The sequence below is a fragment of the Pseudomonas sp. MPFS genome (assembly GCF_022537035.1).
Classification (GTDB): Bacteria; Pseudomonadota; Gammaproteobacteria; order Pseudomonadales; family Pseudomonadaceae; genus Aquipseudomonas; species Aquipseudomonas sessilinigenes.
Genome location: NZ_CP066123.1, coordinates 2,603,846 through 2,620,275, shown reverse-complemented (window position 1 = coordinate 2,620,275; position 16,430 = coordinate 2,603,846). Strand labels below are relative to the sequence as shown.

The window sequence follows — 16,430 nt, the reverse complement described above, 5'->3', positions numbered from 1 at the left end:
AGGTATTGAGCCGTGGGCAACCCGGCAAGGATGCCGGGTTAGCCGCCCCCGGCCATGGATGGCCGGTGGCGGCGGCCCACGGATCAATACCGGAGAGAGGGCATGCCGAGCTATGCGAGGCACCGAGTGAGGGGGCAGAAGCCCTTTGGTTACTTTGGGGCTTTTCCAAAGTGACCCGCTGTAAGAGCGGAACCGATAGTGGCCGCACCCGCAGCAACGGATATGCACACAGAACCGCGTGGAGTCAGGCAAAAAGCATCGCCAGGTTTAGCAAGGACTGCGTCCCCGTACGCAGCCTCGCTGCACTCGACAGCAACTACAGGCTAATGGGGCGGCTCCCCATAGGCAGCACCACACTCAGACCTTGAACCGCGCCACCAACCGATTCAACTCCGTCGCCAGATTGGCCATCTCCCCACAGGCACTGGCCGTCTGACTGGCTCCCGCCGAACTCTGGACCGACAGCTCACGGATGCTGGTCAGGTTCTGGTCGGCCTCGCGGGCCACCTGCGCCTGCTCCTCCGAGGCAGTGGCGATCAACAGGTTGCGTTCGTTGATCTGGGTGATGGCCTGGGCGATCAGCTTGAGCGACTGGTCGGCGTTCTGCGCCACCGAGATCGAGTTGTTGGCCATTTCCGCGCTGACGTTCATGGCACTCACCGCCTGGGTCGAGTCGGCCTGGATCGCGCTGATCATCTGTTCGATCTCCTGGGTCGACTGCTGGGTCCGGTGGGCCAGCGCCCGCACCTCGTCGGCCACCACCGCAAAGCCACGGCCCTGCTCGCCAGCCCGCGCCGCCTCGATGGCGGCGTTGAGGGCCAGCAGGTTGGTCTGCTCGGCGATGGCGCGAATCACCTCCACCACCTTGCTGATGTCCTGGGCCCTGCTGGACAAGGCCTTGACCTGCTCGCCAGTGCTGGCGACGTTGCCGGCCAGGCCTTCGATGGCTTTGAGGGTCTGGGCCACGTTCTCGATGCCGGAGCGGGTGAACTCCAACGACTCGCGGGAAGACTGCGCGGCGGCCTCGGCGTTGCGCGCCACTTCATCCACCGCAGCGCTCATCTGCGTCACGGCGGTGGCGGCCAGGCTGACCTCGTCGTTCTGCCGCACCAGCCCACGACTGGCGTCTTCGGTCACCGCGGTCATTTCCTCCGAGGCCGAAGCCAGCTGGGTCGAGGAGTCGGCGATATGGGCGATGGTCTCCCGCAGGTTGGCCTGCATCTTCGCCAGTGCGGCCAACAGCCGGCCGGCTTCGTCGCCGCCGCTTACGCCGATGTCCCGGGACAGATCGCTGCCGGCGATGCGCTCGGCCACCGCCAGGGCATCGCCAATCGGCGCGGTGATGCTGCGAGTCAGCACCGCCGCCAGGGCAACGGTCAGCAGCACGGTGACCGCCAGCAGGCCGACCACCAGGCTGACGCCGCCGCTGTAGATCGAGGTCGCCCGTACCCCGGCGCCCTTGGCCCCCTCCTCATTGAAGTCCGAGAGCTTGTCCATCTTGTCCTGCAGGGAATTGGTCATGGGGCTGATGCGGGTATTGATCAGGGTGATGGCCGCGGCGTTATCGCCACTGCGCAGCAGCGGCTCCAACTCGTCCAGCAACTTGAAGTAGGCCTGCACGTCCCCAGCCACCGCCTGGTACAACTCACGCTCTGCTGGGCCGCTGATCAGCGGCACGTACTGGGTCAGGGTGCCCTGCAAGGTACTGCGATAACCACCCAACGCGGCGATCCGGGTCTGGCGCTGCTGCTCGTCGGTGGTCACGGTAATGCGCAGGCTTTCCAGGCGCAGCCGCAGAGTGCCGGCCTTCATCTTGCCGATTTCCCGGATGCTGGCCATCCAGTTGTTTTCCACATCCTGCTCGGACTCGCGCAGCTTGCCCATCTGCAACACCGCGACCACTCCCAGGGCGAAGACCACCAGGATAATGAGTGAGAAAAACACGGCAGACCTGGGCGCGAGATTCATTGTCCTGACGTTCATTGGTTATCTCTCTTATGGAAAGCTCGATGGTTCGCGGTTGCACGCTATCGACGCCAGGGAATGGGACATGGCACCGATGCAAGGTTGGGCAAAACGGTGATGGCTACAGGCAATTGCACGTTGTCATCACGATAGTTCCAGCCTCGTCACAAAACCATTTTGCTGGCGTGAATTTTTATGGTCTGAGGCGTGGGGCGTTCAAGGCACGACAGGAGCCGCTCCACCGGCCTTGGCCTTGGCCTTGGCTTTGGCTTTGGCTTTGGCTTTGGCTTTGGCTTTGGCTTTTGATCTTGATCCACCCGCCCCTTTAGACACGATGGCCGAACGCAGGTATTGAGCCGTGGGTAACCCGGCAGGACGCCGGGTTAGCCGCGCTGGGCCATGGATGGCCCATTGCGGCGGCCCACGGAGCAATACCGGAGAGAGGGCATGCCGAGCCTAGGCGAGGCACCGAGTGAGGGGGCAAAGAGCCTTTGGTTACTTTGGGCTCTTTCCAAAGTGACCCGCTGTAAGAGCGGAACCGATAGTGGCCGCACCCGCTGCAACGGATATGTACACAGAACCGCATAAAGCCAGGAGAAAAGCATGAGCAGGTTTGGCGAGGACTGCGTCCTCGTAGGCAGCCTCGCTGCGCTCGACAGCGGCTACAGGCTTCTCAGCCTGCCCAAGATCGGAACCCCAACCATGGACAGGTGCACAAAACCGCATGAGGTCAGGTGAAAAGCCTGAAACAGCAGATGACGATATATCGGCCAAGGACTCTGAAGGCTCACCCTGGAGCCTCATTACTTACCAAGCTTACTAACGCCCAGAGCAAAGTCCGGACCGTCCAACTTCATCACAACAACCCTATCCCAGAACAACGCATTACCCAGTACGCCTTGAAAAACACCGGCACCAAATGTTCGTGCTTCTTCAGCAAGCGGGCGAACGGTGTAAACATCAGGCTTTTGAATCGTAATGCTTCCAAACTTGAGCGAGACCTCAGCTGCGGCACCAAGCACCTCGATCTTGTGTCCCCAGGCACCGCCAACAACCTTCAATGGCGCGCCCGCTTCATCTTCGATACCTGTGTATTTCTTCCACTCCGGCGACCTGATCAGAAGCGAGAACATGCTGGAACCACTATCAACCAACACACTCGACAGCGTTTCATCTCCCAATGTCACCGGTATCGACAGGCCGCCTTTTACCAATGCTGCTGGGATCCACTCAAAATACTGATCGTTTTCAGGGTTCCATTGTCCAGGTTCAATCAGGCAGACACGCTGCAAGGGATAGTCTATTACCAGCCGTCTACCCATCAGGCTGCTCAACCCCAAGGTTCCCCTACGCGATTTTTGACTAGGTAAGTTGGCGGCTTTGCCTGGTGGCAGCACCGCTCCAGCAAATGTCATCTGCGGTAGCGATACTGAATGATCAGAGTCGTTTAGCCAGCCATTTTGCTGAGCAAGATCTCCCTTCAAATAGGTCAAATACGAGCCTGTATCCAGTTGAAAATAGTACGTCCTGCCTTCCATAGTGACAGGCACTATCACAGCGGCGCGTTCACTTACGCCAGGCAAATTCGACCATTGAAACGTAGAGCATTGCTGGGGAGTGAATGAGATACCAGAAGCGGCATCCGCCTGTATCAATGGCGTAAACAGCCAAAATGCCCACCACCACCAGGACGGCGACATAACTCCTCCTTGACACTGGCCCTTTAAACGCCAGGAACGCTCAGCGCGGCTCCCGTCGATAACTGTGCAACTCTTTTAGAGAAGCCACCGTTCACAACAGTAACTACCGCCGATTACCTCCTTGTGACCAACCAACTCCCGATTCGGCTTTGGCTTTGGCTTTGGCTTTTGATCTTGATCCACCCGCCCCTTTAAACACGATGGCCGAACGCAGGTATTGAGCCGTGGGCAACCCGGCAGGACGCCGGGTTAGCCGCCCCCGGCCATGGATGGCCGGTGGCGGCGGCCCACGGAGCAATACCGGGGAGAGGGCATGCCTCGCTATGCGAGGCACCGAGTGAGGGGGCAGAAGCGTTTTGGTTACTTTGGGCTGGGCCGGCATTCCGGATTTTCAAAAGTGACCCGCTGTAAGAGCGGAACCGCCAGTGGCCACACCCGCAGCAACGGATATGTACGCAAAATCGCGTAAGCAGGTTTAGCGAGGACTACGCCCTCGTGCGCAGCCTTGCTGCGCTCGACAGCGGCTACATGCCCCACTCAAGCGCGCAGCCCCTTGCGGGCTAGATAACGGCCACAAAAACACCCTTCAAGACCGCTCGCCAGGCGTCACGATATTCACATCAATCTTCTTGCCCATGCTGATGCGCGGCTCGGTCGAATAACCCAGGGCTTCGTAGAAGGCCTTGACGCTTTCATTGCTGCTGACGATTTGCAGATTGATCTTCATACAGCCACGCGCGGTCAAGGCACGCTCGGCATGCTGCACCAGCTTCACGCCCAGGCCTTTCCGGCGATGCGCAGGATGCACCGCCACCGAGTACAACCAGCCTCGATGACCGTCATACCCCGCCAACACCGTACCTATCACCGCCGCCCCCTGCACCGCGACAAAGAACAGCCCGTCGGCCACGGCGCGTTTCCTGTCGATGGCCAGACTCGGGGTGTTGTGCGCGGTTTCGTAACCGAAAACCGTCTCCCATAACGCAATGACGCCCAGGCGATGGTGCGGGTCGGAGTAGTCGACAATGTCATCCATCAAGCCGTCCTCGAGTCGAAAACAGCGACACTATCGCCCAGCCGAGGCGCTTGTCCACGACGGCTGGCAGCGCCCGTCGGCGATTCGATTGGCGTCACCACCCAAACCGGCTGCTACCCCAGCACAACCCCACTGGCCCCGCCATCGGCCAACGCAAAAAGAAGATCCTCCACTGCCGGCGCCGGAGTAGACCCCAGGTCGATCTTCAACTGGAAGCCTTCGGCCGTCGGCTCAGGATCGGAGATAAAGTGCACCACCCCTTGCAGCCCGTCTTCGGTCGGCGGGTTTTCATCTTCCACATCGAACCACTCGAGAAACCAGGGGCCCATGACCTGCACAAGCGCTTCCTGGTCCAGGCCACGGACCTCCAGCGCCAGCCAGTCCCAGCCAAAGGGCGAGATGCGCACCGCCATCTGCCCGATCGCAAAACCTACGGGCTCGAAGGCCAATTCGGACTCGGCATCGACCTGGACAGGTTCCCCGGCCGCAGCACCCTCCTGCGCGATCATGTCGACCCGGCACGGCATGGCAATGACCCCTTCGGTGCCCAGTGAGCCGTCGCTGTTGCGGTAGGCGGGCTCGACGTAGGCGGCCCCTTGTGCAATCTGGCGGGCCAGCGTTTCAACATAGGGCTTGCGAATGGCGACAAGCAGTTCGGAGACGGTCATGAATCGGGGCTTCCCTGGCGGACTCGTCGCTGGGCAACCTACGACGAGAGGATGATGGTTGATGCACAAAGCGGCGCAATTGTGCAGTGGGCGAGCGCCCGGCGTCCATGAAGGCCGATGATTGTTGGCGCTGGCCGCATACCTGGCAGGGGCCACCGCCCACCGGTGGCCCCTGGAACGCGGTGAATCAACCCAGGCGCATGCTCAACTCGATATCATCGGCGAACGGCACCGACAAGTAGCCGTTCTGCGGCGCCCGGACGTGCGCCAGGTACTCGGGGCAATAGTCGGTGTTGTCCGCCACCACCAGCGCGCCAGGTTTCAGGTGCGGTTCCACCAGCCCCAGGACCTCCCCATACAGCGCCTTGGCGCCATCGAGCAGGAGCAGGTCGATGCCCTCCGGAAGGTCGCCGGCCAAGGTCACCAGCGCGTCGCCCTGGCGAATCTGCACCAGGTCGCCGACGCCGGCCTCGAGCATGTGCTCGCGGGCCATGGCGACCTTCGAGGCTTCGAATTCGCTGCCGATCAATAGGCCGCCGCCGTTGTCGCGCAGGGCAGCCGCCAGGTGCAGGGTGGACAGGCCGAACGAGGTGCCGAATTCGACGATGTGCCTGACCTTGGCATTGCGCGCCAGCAGGTACAGCAACTTGCCGGTATCCCGCGAGACCGGCAGCCACAGGTCCTTGAGCAGCCCGTAGAGCTTCAGGTAGTCGGTCTTGCTGTGCATCAGCCGTTCGCGTTCTTCCCGGGGCACGTCATCGAGGGCCGGGCTGGTGGCGGCATCGGCCAGGGTGTAGAGGCGTTCGATCAAGCCCGCCAAGGGCTCGCTGGTGAGGGTCGTCATGCTGGTCTTCCATCGGATGGGGCTAAGATGTTGAGTCACGACCATGATGGGAGCGATTCGGCCCATCCGCTATTCGCATTTCCAGGCACGTCCGAACTGTCCATGAACAAGCGCCAGAACCCCCGTATTTCCTCACGCAAACAGCCGCAACAGGCGCGCTCCACCGAGCTGGTAGCAGCGATTCTGCAGGCCGCCATTCAGGTTTTGACCCAACAGGGCGCCAAGCGCTTCACCACCGCGCGGGTCGCGGAAAAGGCCGGGGTGAGCATTGGTTCGCTGTACCAGTATTTTCCCAACAAGGCGGCGATCCTGTTCCGCCTGCAAAGCGATGAGTGGCTGCAAACCCGGCAGATGCTGAGCCGGATCCTCGACGACCCGGCACAACCGCCCCTGGCGCGCCTGCGCAGCCTGGTGCATGCCTTCATCCGCTCGGAGTGCGAGGAGGCGCCGTTGCGCAGTACCTTGAACGAGGCCGCGCCGCTGTATCGCGACGCCCCCGAAGCGGGCGCCGCCCGTGCGGCGGGACGACAGATTTTCACCGGCTTCATGCTCCAGCTGCTGCCCGATGCCAGCGAGGCGACCCGCGCCGCGGCCTGCGAGCTGATCCTTTCCACGCTGAGTTCGGTGGGCAAGGATTTCTCCGGCAAGCCCCACACGAAGAACGCCATGACCGAGCGCGCCGACGGCCTGGCGGACATGTTCAGCGCCTATGTCCTGACACTCGCCCAACCCGGGGCGGCGACCGTGCACGCCCCTGTCGACAGCTGAGTTTTTTAGGCTGTTGTTTGCATGCCACAGCCTCGGAGCCTTCGACCTAGAGCCTTGGACATAAATGTTTAAACATTGCCCGGCCAGGGTTCGTTGTACGGCGCTTGGCATCGTTTTTATAGTGCGATGGGGTGGGTAAACCTGCCCTTGCAATTGCTTCTTTAAGGAATGAAGTCCGGCCCTATAGAAGGATGAGCAGCCATGTACGCATATCCTGTGACCTTGCACCTGGAAGATGGCAGTACTCGGGTCAGTTGTATCGATGTGCCAGGAATGGCCTGCGTCGGCGAGACGCTGGAACAAGCGCTGGCCGATGCGGTTGTGACCCTGGAAATGGCGTTGTCGTTGTATGTCATGCAGCGCATGACCATTCCCCTGCCCTCGCCCACTACACCGGGACAACTGCTGGTGCGCCTGCCCGCACTGAGCGTGGCCAAGGTGGCGCTGTGGAACGCCATGCTCCACCAGCGGGTGAGCAAGGCGGAACTGGCCAGGCGCCTGGGAGTGAACCGGCCCCAGGTGGACCGGCTGGTGAACCTGCTGCACCGCTCGAAGATCGAGAAGGTGGAACAAGCATTGCGAATGCTGGGATGGCGGATCGAGCTGGCGGTGGTAAAAGCCGCCGTGTAGCCGCTGTCGAGCTGGCGAGGCTGCGCACGGCCCACAAAACCTGCCTCCGCGCAGTCCCTGGCGCACCGCGCCCTCTGATTTTGCGGCCGCTACGCGCCCGTACGCAGGCGCGCTGCGCTTGGCAGCGGCTACACACCGCCAATCAACCCGCCTCGTGGAGCCACTGCCGCAGGCTGCGCACGTCCCGGCACGGGCCGCCAGGGCGATATCCACGGCGCTACTGCACCGGCAGGAAGTTCATCAGCAACAGGCTCTGCGCATAGTTGAGCCCCACCCGCCGATAGCGCTCGTCGAGGATCTGCGTCAGCAGGTCCAGGCGCGCGACGATCTTGCCGAACTCCACGGCGAAACTCAGGTTGCTGCCCTCCTCCGAGATCTCGTTGGAGAACAGCAGCAATACCCCGCTGGCATCCTGGCGCTGGCCCAGCATCCAGGTGGCTTTTTCGATATTGCGCGCGGCGTTGCTGATGAATTGCGGGTCCAGGGTGTCGGTCATGTAGAACTCGGTGCGCCCGCCATGGGCGGTCACCAGCATGCTGCCGATGGCGTAGATGAAGGCGCCGACCCGGTCGCCCTGGAACTCCGGGCTCAGGGAGTAGCTCAAGGCTGCCAGGTCCCGGCGATCGCCCAGGGCCGGCAGCGGCTGGCGCTGTTCGATGGCATCGCGGATCGCCCGCTGCGCCGTGGTGCCATCGGGGTACCCGGACTTGCGCCACTGGCTGGGGTTGCGCAGGTAGAGCTTGCCCATCAGCAGGTACAGGCTCTGGAGGTTGTCGCGCATGCCGATGGTGGCCATGCGATCGACGCTGGTCTGGAAGAACTCGTCGGCCTTGCCATTGCGAAACTGGTTGGCGATATCACGCCCCTGCTGCTGGGTGCAGCCAGTGGCGCCCAACATCAGCAGGCCTGCCAATAGCAAGGTGGGAAACGGGGTTTGCATCATGCAAGAAGAGGGAGCGTAGGCCATCGGCACCGGGTCAAAATTCACGGGCTGCAGCGGGGATCGGCGCAGCCAGGCCTGCTCATAGAACGCAAAACTGTAAAAAAGTGCGATGGCCGTGGCCGGCCATCGCCAAATCGCCCGCTGTCGGGCGCTAGAGCCGACTGGGTGAAACGATGATCTTGACGTTGTGCTCCTTGTTGTTGACCAGTTCCTCGAAGCCCTGGCCGACGATGTCCTCCAGCTGGATGCGCCCGGTCACCAGCGGCGTGATATCCAGGCGGCCATCGGCGATGAAGGCGATCACATCGGCGAACTCACCGTTGTAGGCCAGGGCTCCGAGCACCTGCTTCTCGGTGGCCACCAGTTCGAAGAAGTTGAACTCGCTGGGCTCCTCGAAAATGCCCACCAGCACGCACTTGCCAGCCTTGCGCACCAGGTCGATGGCCAGCTTGGCGGTGTGCTTGTTGCCGATGCACTCGAAGCTGACATCGGCCCCCAGGCCACCGGTCAGGCGCTTGACCTCGGCCAGGGCATCGCACTCCTTGGGATCGAGCACCAGGCTGGCGCCCACCTCCAGGGCCTTGGCCTTGCGCGCCCCGGACATTTCCAGGGCAATCACCTGGGCCGCGCCGGCGGCCTTGGCGCACATGATGGTGCACAGGCCGATGGTGCCGGCGCCGACCACCACCACGTTCTGCCCCAGCAGGCTGCCGGCCTTCTTCACCGCGTGCATACCCACCGCCAGCGGCTCGATCAACGCCCCGGCCTCGGCGGGAAAGTTGGCCGGCAAGGCGTACAACAGGTTGGCCGGCACGTTCACCAGTTCGGCGAAGGCGCCGTTGTTCATCAGCCCGGTGAAGGCCAGGTTCTCGCAGATGTTGTACAGCCCGTGGGTGCAGTAATAACAGGTACCGCAGTGCTGGCAGGCGTCCGCCGCCACGGGCTGGCCAACACTGAAGCCCTGGACCCCGGCGCCGAGGGCGACGATCTCGCCACAGAACTCGTGGCCGAGGATGCACTGGCCCTTGATCCCGGTCAGCGGGTGCGGTGCCTGCACCGGAATGAACACCGGACCTGCCACATATTCATGCAGGTCGGAACCGCAAATGCCGCACCAGTCGACGCGGATCTGCACCCAGCCGGCAGGCGGCGCCTCGGGCAGGGGCACGTCTTCGACACGGATATCGTGGCGGCCGTGCCAGACCGCGGCGCGCATGCTGGCAACAGGCTTGAGGGAAACGCTCATCGTGGCTTCTCCTGATTGTCGTAGAGCTGCGACGGCCCCCTGGCCGGCGCAGCGAACCTCAGTGCTGCTGGATGAAGTCGAGGATCAGGCGATTGACCTGTTCCGCGCTTTCCATCTGCGCCATGTGCCCCTGCCCCGGCAGCACCTCGACCTGCGCCTTGAGATCGGCGCTGTGGCTCACCGGGATGATCCGGTCGTCGCTGCCCCAGATCACCAGCACCGGCTGCTCACCGCCCTGCACCACCGAACGCAGGTCGGCCTGCTGGCGACCGTCGGTAAACAGCGTGCCGGCCAGCTGCCCGAGGGCCTGCTGCACCCCTTCCAGGCGCTTGTACTTGAGCATGTCGTCGAGCATCTGCCGGTTCACCAGCTCGGGGTTGGAGAACAGCTGCACCAACTGCGGTTTGAGCGCATTGCGATTGCCCGCCTCGACGAAGCCTTGCAGGTAGTCGCCATTGATCTCATGGCCCAGGCCGGCACTGCCGATCAACGTCAGGGAGCGCACTCGGTGCGGCGCCAGGCGCGCGGTGTCGAGGCACACCGCACCGCCCATGGAATGCCCCACCAGGTGCGCCTGGGCAATGTCCAGGTGATCCAGCAGCGCCAGCAGCACTTCGCTCAGCTCGCCCAGGTCACCCCGCTGCAAGGCCTTGGCCGACTCACCGTGGCCCGGCAGGTCCAGGGCGATCACCCGGCGCCCGGCGGCCAGGGCTTCATGGTTGAACAGCCAGTTGTTGAGGTCGCCGCCGAAACCGTGCACCAGCACCAGCGGCGTACCGCCTTCCCCGCGCTCGAAATAGCGCAGCAGGCGGCCATCGAGCTCGATCTTCTGCGGCGCCGGGCCGCTGTCTTCGGCGGCGCTGTCACCCGGCACGAAGCTAGCCTGGAAACGCTCGATCACCGCGTCGATCTCGGTGTCGCTGGCCTCGCCCTCCACCACGATGCCCAGCAGCGCGCCCACCGCCAGGGTCTGGTCCTGGCGCGCCACCTGGCGGCGCAGGATGCCGGAGAACGGCGCCTCGACACTGCTGGAGATCTTGTCGGTCTCCACGTCCAGCACTTCATCGCCCTTGCTGATGCTCTGGCCTTCTTCCTTGAGCCAGGCATCGACCCGGCCCTCGGTCATCGACAGGCCCCACTTGGGCATGGTCAGGGTATGGATCTGGCTCATCGGCGGCTCCACTCGATCAGGTTCAGCACGGCCTGCTCGATCTTCGCCGCGTCGGGGATGTACAGATCTTCCAGGGCGTCGGAGAACGGCACCGGGGTATGGGGCGCGGTGACCATCTCGATCGGCGCCTTGAGGGCGGCGAAGGCTTTTTGCGCCACCAGCGCCGAGATGTCGGTGGCCATGGAGCAACGCGGGTTGGCTTCGTCGATCACCACCAGGCGCCCGGTCTTCTCCACGCTTTCCAGGATGCTGTCCTCGTCCAGCGGGCTGGTGGTGCGCAGGTCGATGACCTCGCAATCGATGCCACGCCCGGCCAGGTTGCGGGCCGCGTCCAGCGCGGTGTTCACCGTGCGCCCGTAGGACACCAGGGTCACGTCCTTGCCGTCGCGCAGGAAGTTGGCCTCGCCGAAGGGAATCGCATAGGACTCCTCCGGCACCTCGCCTTGCAGGCTGTAGAGCAGCTTGTGCTCGCAGAAGATCACCGGGTCGTTGTCGCGGATGGCCTGGATCAGCAAGCCCTTGGCGTCGTAGGGCGACGAGGGGCAGACCACCTTCAACCCGGGGATATGGGTCCATAGCGAGGTGAGCATCTGCGAATGCTGGGCCGCGGCGCGCAGGCCGGCGCCGACCATGGTGCGGATCACCAGCGGGGTCTGGGCCTTGCCGCCGAACATGTAGCGAAACTTGGCCGCCTGGTTGAGGATCTGGTCCAGGCAGCAGCCGGCGAAGTCGACGAACATCAGCTCGCACACCGGGCGCACGCCCCGGGTGGCCGCGCCCACGGCGGCGCCGACGTAACCGATTTCCGACAACGGGGTATCCAGCACCCGCCCAGGGAACTGGTGGTAGAGGCCCTTGGTGACGCCCAGCACGCCGCCCCAGGCATCGTTGTCACCGGGGGCGCCGGCACCGCCGGCCACATCTTCGCCCATGATGAACACGCTGGGGTCGCGGCGCATTTCCTGGGCCAGGGCTTCGTTGATGGCTTGCTGGTAACTGATTTTTCTCGCCATGATGATGGTCTCTTGTTGTTCTTGGAGATGGCTTTAGAACCTGTTCACGATCTAGCGAGCGACGCTCAGCCATTTTTAACGCCGCATGAGCTAAGCGCAGCAGATCGTGAGCAGGTTCTTAGGGATAGGCGACGTACACGTCGCTGAGCAGGTCCGCCGGGCTCGGCTTGGGATCGCTCTTGGCCTTGCGCACCGCGTCTTCGATCAGCGCTTGCACCTGGGCATCGATGCCGTCCAGCTGGCTGGCCTGTACCAGGCCCGAGCGAGTGGTGCGCTGGCGAAACTGCATCAGGCAGTCGTTGTGCTCCCGGTAATGCTTGACCTCGTCCGGGGCGCGGTAGGTCTGGGCATCGCCCTCGAAGTGGCCGTAGTAGCGGGTCAGCTTGACCTCGATCAGCGACGGTCCCTCCCCGGCCCGGGCCCGTTCCACGGCGGCGCCGGCGGCTTCATGCACGGCGAAGAAGTCGAAGCCGTCCACCGTCACCCCGGGCATGCCGAAACCCGCGGCGCGGTCGGCGATATGGTCGCAAGCCACCGACCAGTTCGAAGCGGTGGCCTCGGCATAGCCGTTGTTCTCGGCGATGAACAGGCACGGCAGGTTCCACACCGAGGCCATGTTCATGGCCTCGAACACCGCGCCCTCGTTGGAGCCGCCGTCGCCGAAGAACACCACCGACACGCCGTCGCTGCCTTGCAGCCGGGCCGCCAGGGCCGCGCCCACCACCAGCGGCGCCCCGGCACCGACGATGCCGTTGGCACCGAGCATGCCCTTCTCGAAATCGGCGATGTGCATGGAGCCGCCCTTGCCCTGGCAGACCCCGGTCTTCTTGCCGTAGATCTCGGCCATCATCCCGTAGACGTCCACGCCCTTGGCGATGCAATGACCGTGGCCGCGGTGGTTGGAGGCGATGCAATCGTCATCGCGCAGGTGGGCCATGACCCCGGCGGCCGAGGCTTCCTCGCCGGCGTAGAGGTGGACGAAACCGGGGATCTCGCCCGTGGCGAACTCCACATGCAGGCGCTCTTCGAAAGCGCGGATGGTGCGCATCACCCGGTAGGCGTGCAGCAGCTGGTCAGCGTTCAGGGGTGTCGACATTTTTATTCTCCAGGGGTGTCTTCAGGCTGAAGGTTCATGGGGTGTTGCCGGTGACTGCGGTCGATGGCCAGCAGGCGCTGGCGCGCTGCGTGTTCCAGGACCGCGTTGACGTCGATGCTCAGCGGGCCGCCGGCATCCAGGGTGACCGTGGGCCGGTCACCGGGGTTGAACTCGATCTCGCGCTCGCCATCCAGGGCCAGGGTGCCGGCGCCCAGGCACAGGGGCTGGGGCTGGCCGGGTTGCAGGTAGCCGGCCTCCAGTACCCCGCAGCCTTGCAACAGCCCCGGGGCCAGGGGCACCAGCAGCGCCTCGGGCGAGCCTGGTGCCAGGCGCATCCAGGCGCCGTGGGGCTGTTGCCGGGTCACCGGCAGCCACAACCCGCAGAGCGCGGAAATACCGATGGACTGCGGCTCGGCGAAGGTCACGAAAACCTCGGCCAGGTCGCTGGCGCGGCTGATGGCCCGGGCCCCGATGAAGGCCAGGGGCGACACCGCCACGTCCACCAGGGCCACTTCGCACAGGCCGCGGGCCGGCTCGCGCACCAGCAGCCGCTTGTTGCGCCGCAGGGCGATCTCGCCACTCACCCGGCCACTGGCGTAGAGCCCGCCGGCCAGGCCGGCGCTGGTGGCTTCGCGCAGTTCCGGAAAAGCGTTGTTGGTGCCGGTGGACAGGGTCAGCAGCGGGATATCGCCGACCTCGGCGGCTACCGCCTTGTGGGTGCCGTCGCCACCGAGCACGGCGATCAGCGCCACCTCGCGCTCGGCCATCCACCGTGCAGCCTGGCGGGTGTCCTCGACGCTCTGGCGCAGGGTCAGGTCGAGGAACTCCAGCTCCGGCCAGTGCTGCTCGCGGGCCTGGCGGCTGCGGCTGTTCTTCTGCACCGCGGCGGCCATGCCGGTCATGTCGGTGGGCATCAGCACCCGCTCGATACCCGTGGCGCCGAAGGCCGCCAGCAGGCGCTGGATCACCCAGACCTTGTCGGTACTGGAAAACAGCCCGGCATTGGCGGTCAGGCGGCGCACATCGCGGCCCGAGGCCGGGTTGGCGATGATGCCGACACTCAACGGGCGGCGGCTCATAAGGTCACCACAGGCAGTTCACGGCCAGGACAGTGCATGGCATACCTCGTTCTTGTTCTTGGATGGGCCCGCCGCCGCGGGAAACCTGCGGCGGGTTGCCAAGAGCCAGAGCAAGGCCGGTGCCAGTTGTCGAAAACCTTGCGCAAAAGCCCGCCGCAGAGCGCCTGGCACGCAGGCCTCGGCGCCTTGCCCGGCGGTGCCGGTGAGACGTTGCATGTCAGGTTGCACGGGGCAGAGGCGAGACCTTGAGACGTTGCGTCTCAACCTCGCCGCCGGGCCAGCCGGTGCTTGTCCGAAGAAGCGGATCGGCGCTTAATGCGCCCACAACGATAAGAAGCTGCAACCGGAGGCCTGTCATGCTTTCCGCCCATTCCCGCGCCCATGTCGACTGCGTCAGCCGGGTCTTGAAGAGCGCCGCGCACCTGCCCCAGGCGCCGGTGCCGAACCTGATCCTCGACTCCTGGCGCCGCTCCATGGAGCAGCACCACCTGGACCCCGCCTCGCTGCAGGGGCCACGCATCCTCTCCGAAGACCTGCTCAAGCAGTGCCGCGAGCGCTCGGAGCTGTTCCTGCGCATCGCCAGCGAAGAAGTGGCGCGCCTGCATGGCCAGGTGCGCGATGCCGACTACTGCGTGCTGCTCACCGACGCCCAGGGCCGCACCATCGACTACCGGGTCGAGTCCGCCATCCGCAACGATTGCCGCAAGGCCGGCCTGTACCTGGGCACCTGCTGGTCGGAGGGCGAGGAAGGCACCTGCGGCGTGGCCGCGGTGCTCACCAGCGGCGCCGCGGTGACGGTGCACAAGCGCGATCACTTTCGCGCTGCCTTCATCGGCCTGACCTGCTCCGCGGCCCCGGTATTCGACCCCCAGGGGGGGCTGCTGGGGGTGCTGGACGTCTCGGCGGTGCGCTCGCCGGACGATCGCCGTTCCCAGCACCTGATCCGCCAGTTGGTGGTACAGAGCGCGCGGGCGATCGAGCAGGCGTTCTTCATGAGCAGCGCCCAGGGCTACTGGGTCCTGCGGGCCCACGCCAGCCCGGGTTATGTCGACAGCCAGCCGGACTTCCTGCTGGCCTGGGACGACGACGGTTGCCTGCAAGCGCTGAACCCCGCCGCCCGGGCCTACCTGCTGCGCCGCCACGGCCAGCTGCCCCGGCACATCGCCCAGGTGTTCGACACCCAGTTGCTGCAGCGCGCCAGGGACCAGGCGCTGTGGCCCCTGGATGGCGAGCTGCACGGTCGCCTGCAAGCGCCGCGCAGGCCGGCCAGCCGGCCACGGCTGCAACTGGCCGGGCAGGCGCTGGACCCCAGGGTGGAGCAGAGCCTGCGCCTGGCGGTGCGGGTCAAGGATCGCCACCTGCCGGTGCTGGTCCAGGGCGAGACCGGCAGTGGCAAGGAAGTCTTCGCCCGCCAGTTGCACCAGGCCAGCCAGCGTCGCGAGCGGCCGTTCGTGGCGCTGAACTGCGCGGCGATTCCGGAAAACCTGATCGAGAGCGAACTGTTCGGTTATGTCGCCGGGGCCTTCACCGGAGCCTCCAGCAAGGGCATGCAGGGCCTGCTGCAACAGGCCGACGGCGGCACCCTGTTCCTGGATGAGATCGGCGACATGCCCCTGGCCTTGCAGACCCGCCTGCTGCGGGTACTGGCCGAGGGCGAGGTGGCGCCGCTGGGCGCCGCGCGGCGCCAGGCGGTGGACATCCAGGTGATCTGCGCCACCCACCGCGACCTGGAAGCGCTGGTGGCCGATGGCAGCTTTCGCGAGGACCTGTATTTCCGCCTGGGCGGCGCGCGCTTCCAGCTACCGCCCTTGCGCGAGCGCAGCGACCGCCTGGCGTTGATCACCAAGATCGTTGAAGAAGAGTCCCAGCGTTGCGGCACGCCCCTGCAACTGGGCGACGCCGCCCTGGAGTGCCTGCTGGGCTATCGCTGGCCGGGCAACGTGCGCCAGCTGCGCCACGTACTGCGCTATGCCTGCGCGGTATGCGAAGGGCCGGTGATCCAGCTACAGGACCTGCCCGAGCCACTGCGCGACGCCACCACCCCTGGTCCCCTGCCCGCCCCACAAACCAATACCAGCCCCGAGCGCCAGGCCCTGCTCGACGCTCTGGTGCGCCACCGCTGGAAACCCCTGGCGGCGGCCAAGGCCCTGGGCATCTCCCGCGCGACCCTGTATCGCCGGGTGCAGCAACACGGCATCCAGATGCCCGGCAGAAGCTCCCCTGCCCCAAATGGATAACCCCTGTAGCCGCTGCTGAGCCCGCGAAGCTGCG

At 64.7% G+C, this 16,430-nt stretch carries 14 protein-coding genes; 3 read left to right on the top strand and 11 right to left on the bottom strand.

Going from position 1 to position 16,430, the window contains the following annotated elements; all coding sequences use genetic code 11:
• Window positions 1–357: 357 nt before the first annotated feature.
• The 5 genes from I9018_RS12385 to I9018_RS12365 form a co-directional block, all read right to left on the bottom strand.
• Complete coding sequence (locus tag I9018_RS12385; protein WP_241109612.1) at window positions 358–1,983, bottom strand: methyl-accepting chemotaxis protein; 1,626 nt, start codon at window positions 1,981–1,983, stop codon at window positions 358–360.
• A 785-nt stretch (window positions 1,984–2,768) separates the two neighbouring features.
• Window positions 2,769–3,665, bottom strand: a complete 897-nt coding sequence (locus I9018_RS12380) for a hypothetical protein (protein WP_241109611.1) — start codon at window positions 3,663–3,665, stop codon at window positions 2,769–2,771.
• A gap of 586 nt (window positions 3,666–4,251) precedes the next feature.
• Window positions 4,252–4,701 (bottom strand): GNAT family acetyltransferase, encoded by a 450-nt coding sequence (locus tag I9018_RS12375; RefSeq protein ID WP_241109610.1) that lies wholly within the window; start codon window positions 4,699–4,701, stop codon window positions 4,252–4,254.
• A gap of 113 nt (window positions 4,702–4,814) precedes the next feature.
• Window positions 4,815–5,369 (bottom strand): hypothetical protein, encoded by a 555-nt coding sequence (locus I9018_RS12370; protein WP_241109609.1) that lies wholly within the window; start codon window positions 5,367–5,369, stop codon window positions 4,815–4,817.
• 187 nt (window positions 5,370–5,556) lie between these two features.
• Window positions 5,557–6,213 (bottom strand): class I SAM-dependent methyltransferase, encoded by a 657-nt coding sequence (locus tag I9018_RS12365; RefSeq protein WP_241109608.1) that lies wholly within the window; start codon window positions 6,211–6,213, stop codon window positions 5,557–5,559.
• A 102-nt stretch (window positions 6,214–6,315) separates the two neighbouring features.
• On the opposite strand from I9018_RS12365, the gene I9018_RS12360 reads away from it, so the two are divergent.
• Window positions 6,316–6,981, top strand: a complete 666-nt coding sequence (locus I9018_RS12360) for a TetR family transcriptional regulator (protein ID WP_241109607.1) — start codon at window positions 6,316–6,318, stop codon at window positions 6,979–6,981.
• 201 nt (window positions 6,982–7,182) lie between these two features.
• Window positions 7,183–7,611 (top strand): type II toxin-antitoxin system HicB family antitoxin, encoded by a 429-nt coding sequence (locus I9018_RS12355; RefSeq protein ID WP_241109606.1) that lies wholly within the window; start codon window positions 7,183–7,185, stop codon window positions 7,609–7,611.
• 217 nt (window positions 7,612–7,828) lie between these two features.
• Here I9018_RS12355 and I9018_RS12350 read toward each other — a convergent pair whose 3' ends face one another.
• The 6 genes from I9018_RS12350 to I9018_RS12325 all read right to left on the bottom strand — a co-directional run bounded on the left by I9018_RS12350 (window position 7,829) and on the right by I9018_RS12325 (window position 14,159).
• A complete protein-coding gene (locus I9018_RS12350; protein ID WP_241110136.1) occupies window positions 7,829–8,551 on the bottom strand; it encodes a hypothetical protein in 723 nt (240 codons plus the stop codon).
• 154 nt (window positions 8,552–8,705) lie between these two features.
• Window positions 8,706–9,770, bottom strand: a complete 1,065-nt coding sequence (locus I9018_RS12345; RefSeq protein WP_225926582.1) for a 2,3-butanediol dehydrogenase — start codon at window positions 9,768–9,770, stop codon at window positions 8,706–8,708.
• 88 nt (window positions 9,771–9,858) lie between these two features.
• A complete protein-coding gene (locus tag I9018_RS12340) occupies window positions 9,859–10,971 on the bottom strand; it encodes an acetoin dehydrogenase dihydrolipoyllysine-residue acetyltransferase subunit (RefSeq protein WP_241109605.1) in 1,113 nt (370 codons plus the stop codon).
• Window positions 10,968–11,984: an alpha-ketoacid dehydrogenase subunit beta gene (locus I9018_RS12335; RefSeq protein WP_022643587.1), complete on the bottom strand. Its 1,017-nt coding sequence runs from the start codon at window positions 11,982–11,984 to the stop codon at window positions 10,968–10,970. The genes I9018_RS12340 and I9018_RS12335 overlap by 4 nt, the downstream gene beginning before the upstream one ends.
• Before the next feature lie 118 nt (window positions 11,985–12,102).
• Window positions 12,103–13,080 carry a thiamine pyrophosphate-dependent dehydrogenase E1 component subunit alpha gene (locus I9018_RS12330; protein WP_022643586.1) on the bottom strand — a complete coding sequence of 326 codons (978 nt, stop codon included), beginning with the start codon at window positions 13,078–13,080 and terminating at the stop codon, window positions 12,103–12,105.
• A gap of 2 nt (window positions 13,081–13,082) precedes the next feature.
• Window positions 13,083–14,159, bottom strand: coding sequence for an NAD(+)/NADH kinase (locus I9018_RS12325; RefSeq protein WP_022643585.1), 1,077 nt, complete (start codon window positions 14,157–14,159; stop codon window positions 13,083–13,085).
• A 356-nt stretch (window positions 14,160–14,515) separates the two neighbouring features.
• On the opposite strand from I9018_RS12325, the gene I9018_RS12320 reads away from it, so the two are divergent.
• Window positions 14,516–16,396, top strand: a complete 1,881-nt coding sequence (locus I9018_RS12320; RefSeq protein ID WP_241109604.1) for a sigma-54-dependent Fis family transcriptional regulator — start codon at window positions 14,516–14,518, stop codon at window positions 16,394–16,396.
• The last annotated feature ends 34 nt before the right edge of the window (window positions 16,397–16,430 follow it).

Excerpts from the sequence above, each read along its gene's own strand:
- I9018_RS12325 (WP_022643585.1), bottom strand. The coding sequence starts at position 14,159 with ATGAGCCGCCGCCCGTTGAGTGTCGGCATCATCGCCAACCCGGCCTCG.
- I9018_RS12360 (WP_241109607.1), top strand. The coding sequence starts at position 6,316 with ATGAACAAGCGCCAGAACCCCCGTATTTCCTCACGCAAACAGCCGCAA.
- I9018_RS12355 (WP_241109606.1), top strand. The coding sequence starts at position 7,183 with ATGTACGCATATCCTGTGACCTTGCACCTGGAAGATGGCAGTACTCGG.
- I9018_RS12385 (WP_241109612.1), bottom strand. The coding sequence starts at position 1,983 with ATGAACGTCAGGACAATGAATCTCGCGCCCAGGTCTGCCGTGTTTTTC.
- I9018_RS12365 (WP_241109608.1), bottom strand. The coding sequence starts at position 6,213 with ATGACGACCCTCACCAGCGAGCCCTTGGCGGGCTTGATCGAACGCCTC.
- I9018_RS12375 (WP_241109610.1), bottom strand. The coding sequence starts at position 4,701 with ATGGATGACATTGTCGACTACTCCGACCCGCACCATCGCCTGGGCGTC.
- I9018_RS12335 (WP_022643587.1), bottom strand. The coding sequence starts at position 11,984 with ATGGCGAGAAAAATCAGTTACCAGCAAGCCATCAACGAAGCCCTGGCC.
- I9018_RS12340 (WP_241109605.1), bottom strand. The coding sequence starts at position 10,971 with ATGAGCCAGATCCATACCCTGACCATGCCCAAGTGGGGCCTGTCGATG.
- I9018_RS12345 (WP_225926582.1), bottom strand. The coding sequence starts at position 9,770 with ATGCGCGCCGCGGTCTGGCACGGCCGCCACGATATCCGTGTCGAAGAC.
- I9018_RS12330 (WP_022643586.1), bottom strand. The coding sequence starts at position 13,080 with ATGTCGACACCCCTGAACGCTGACCAGCTGCTGCACGCCTACCGGGTG.
- I9018_RS12350 (WP_241110136.1), bottom strand. The coding sequence starts at position 8,551 with ATGCAAACCCCGTTTCCCACCTTGCTATTGGCAGGCCTGCTGATGTTG.
- I9018_RS12320 (WP_241109604.1), top strand. The coding sequence starts at position 14,516 with ATGCTTTCCGCCCATTCCCGCGCCCATGTCGACTGCGTCAGCCGGGTC.
- I9018_RS12370 (WP_241109609.1), bottom strand. The coding sequence starts at position 5,369 with ATGACCGTCTCCGAACTGCTTGTCGCCATTCGCAAGCCCTATGTTGAA.
- I9018_RS12380 (WP_241109611.1), bottom strand. The coding sequence starts at position 3,665 with ATGTCGCCGTCCTGGTGGTGGTGGGCATTTTGGCTGTTTACGCCATTG.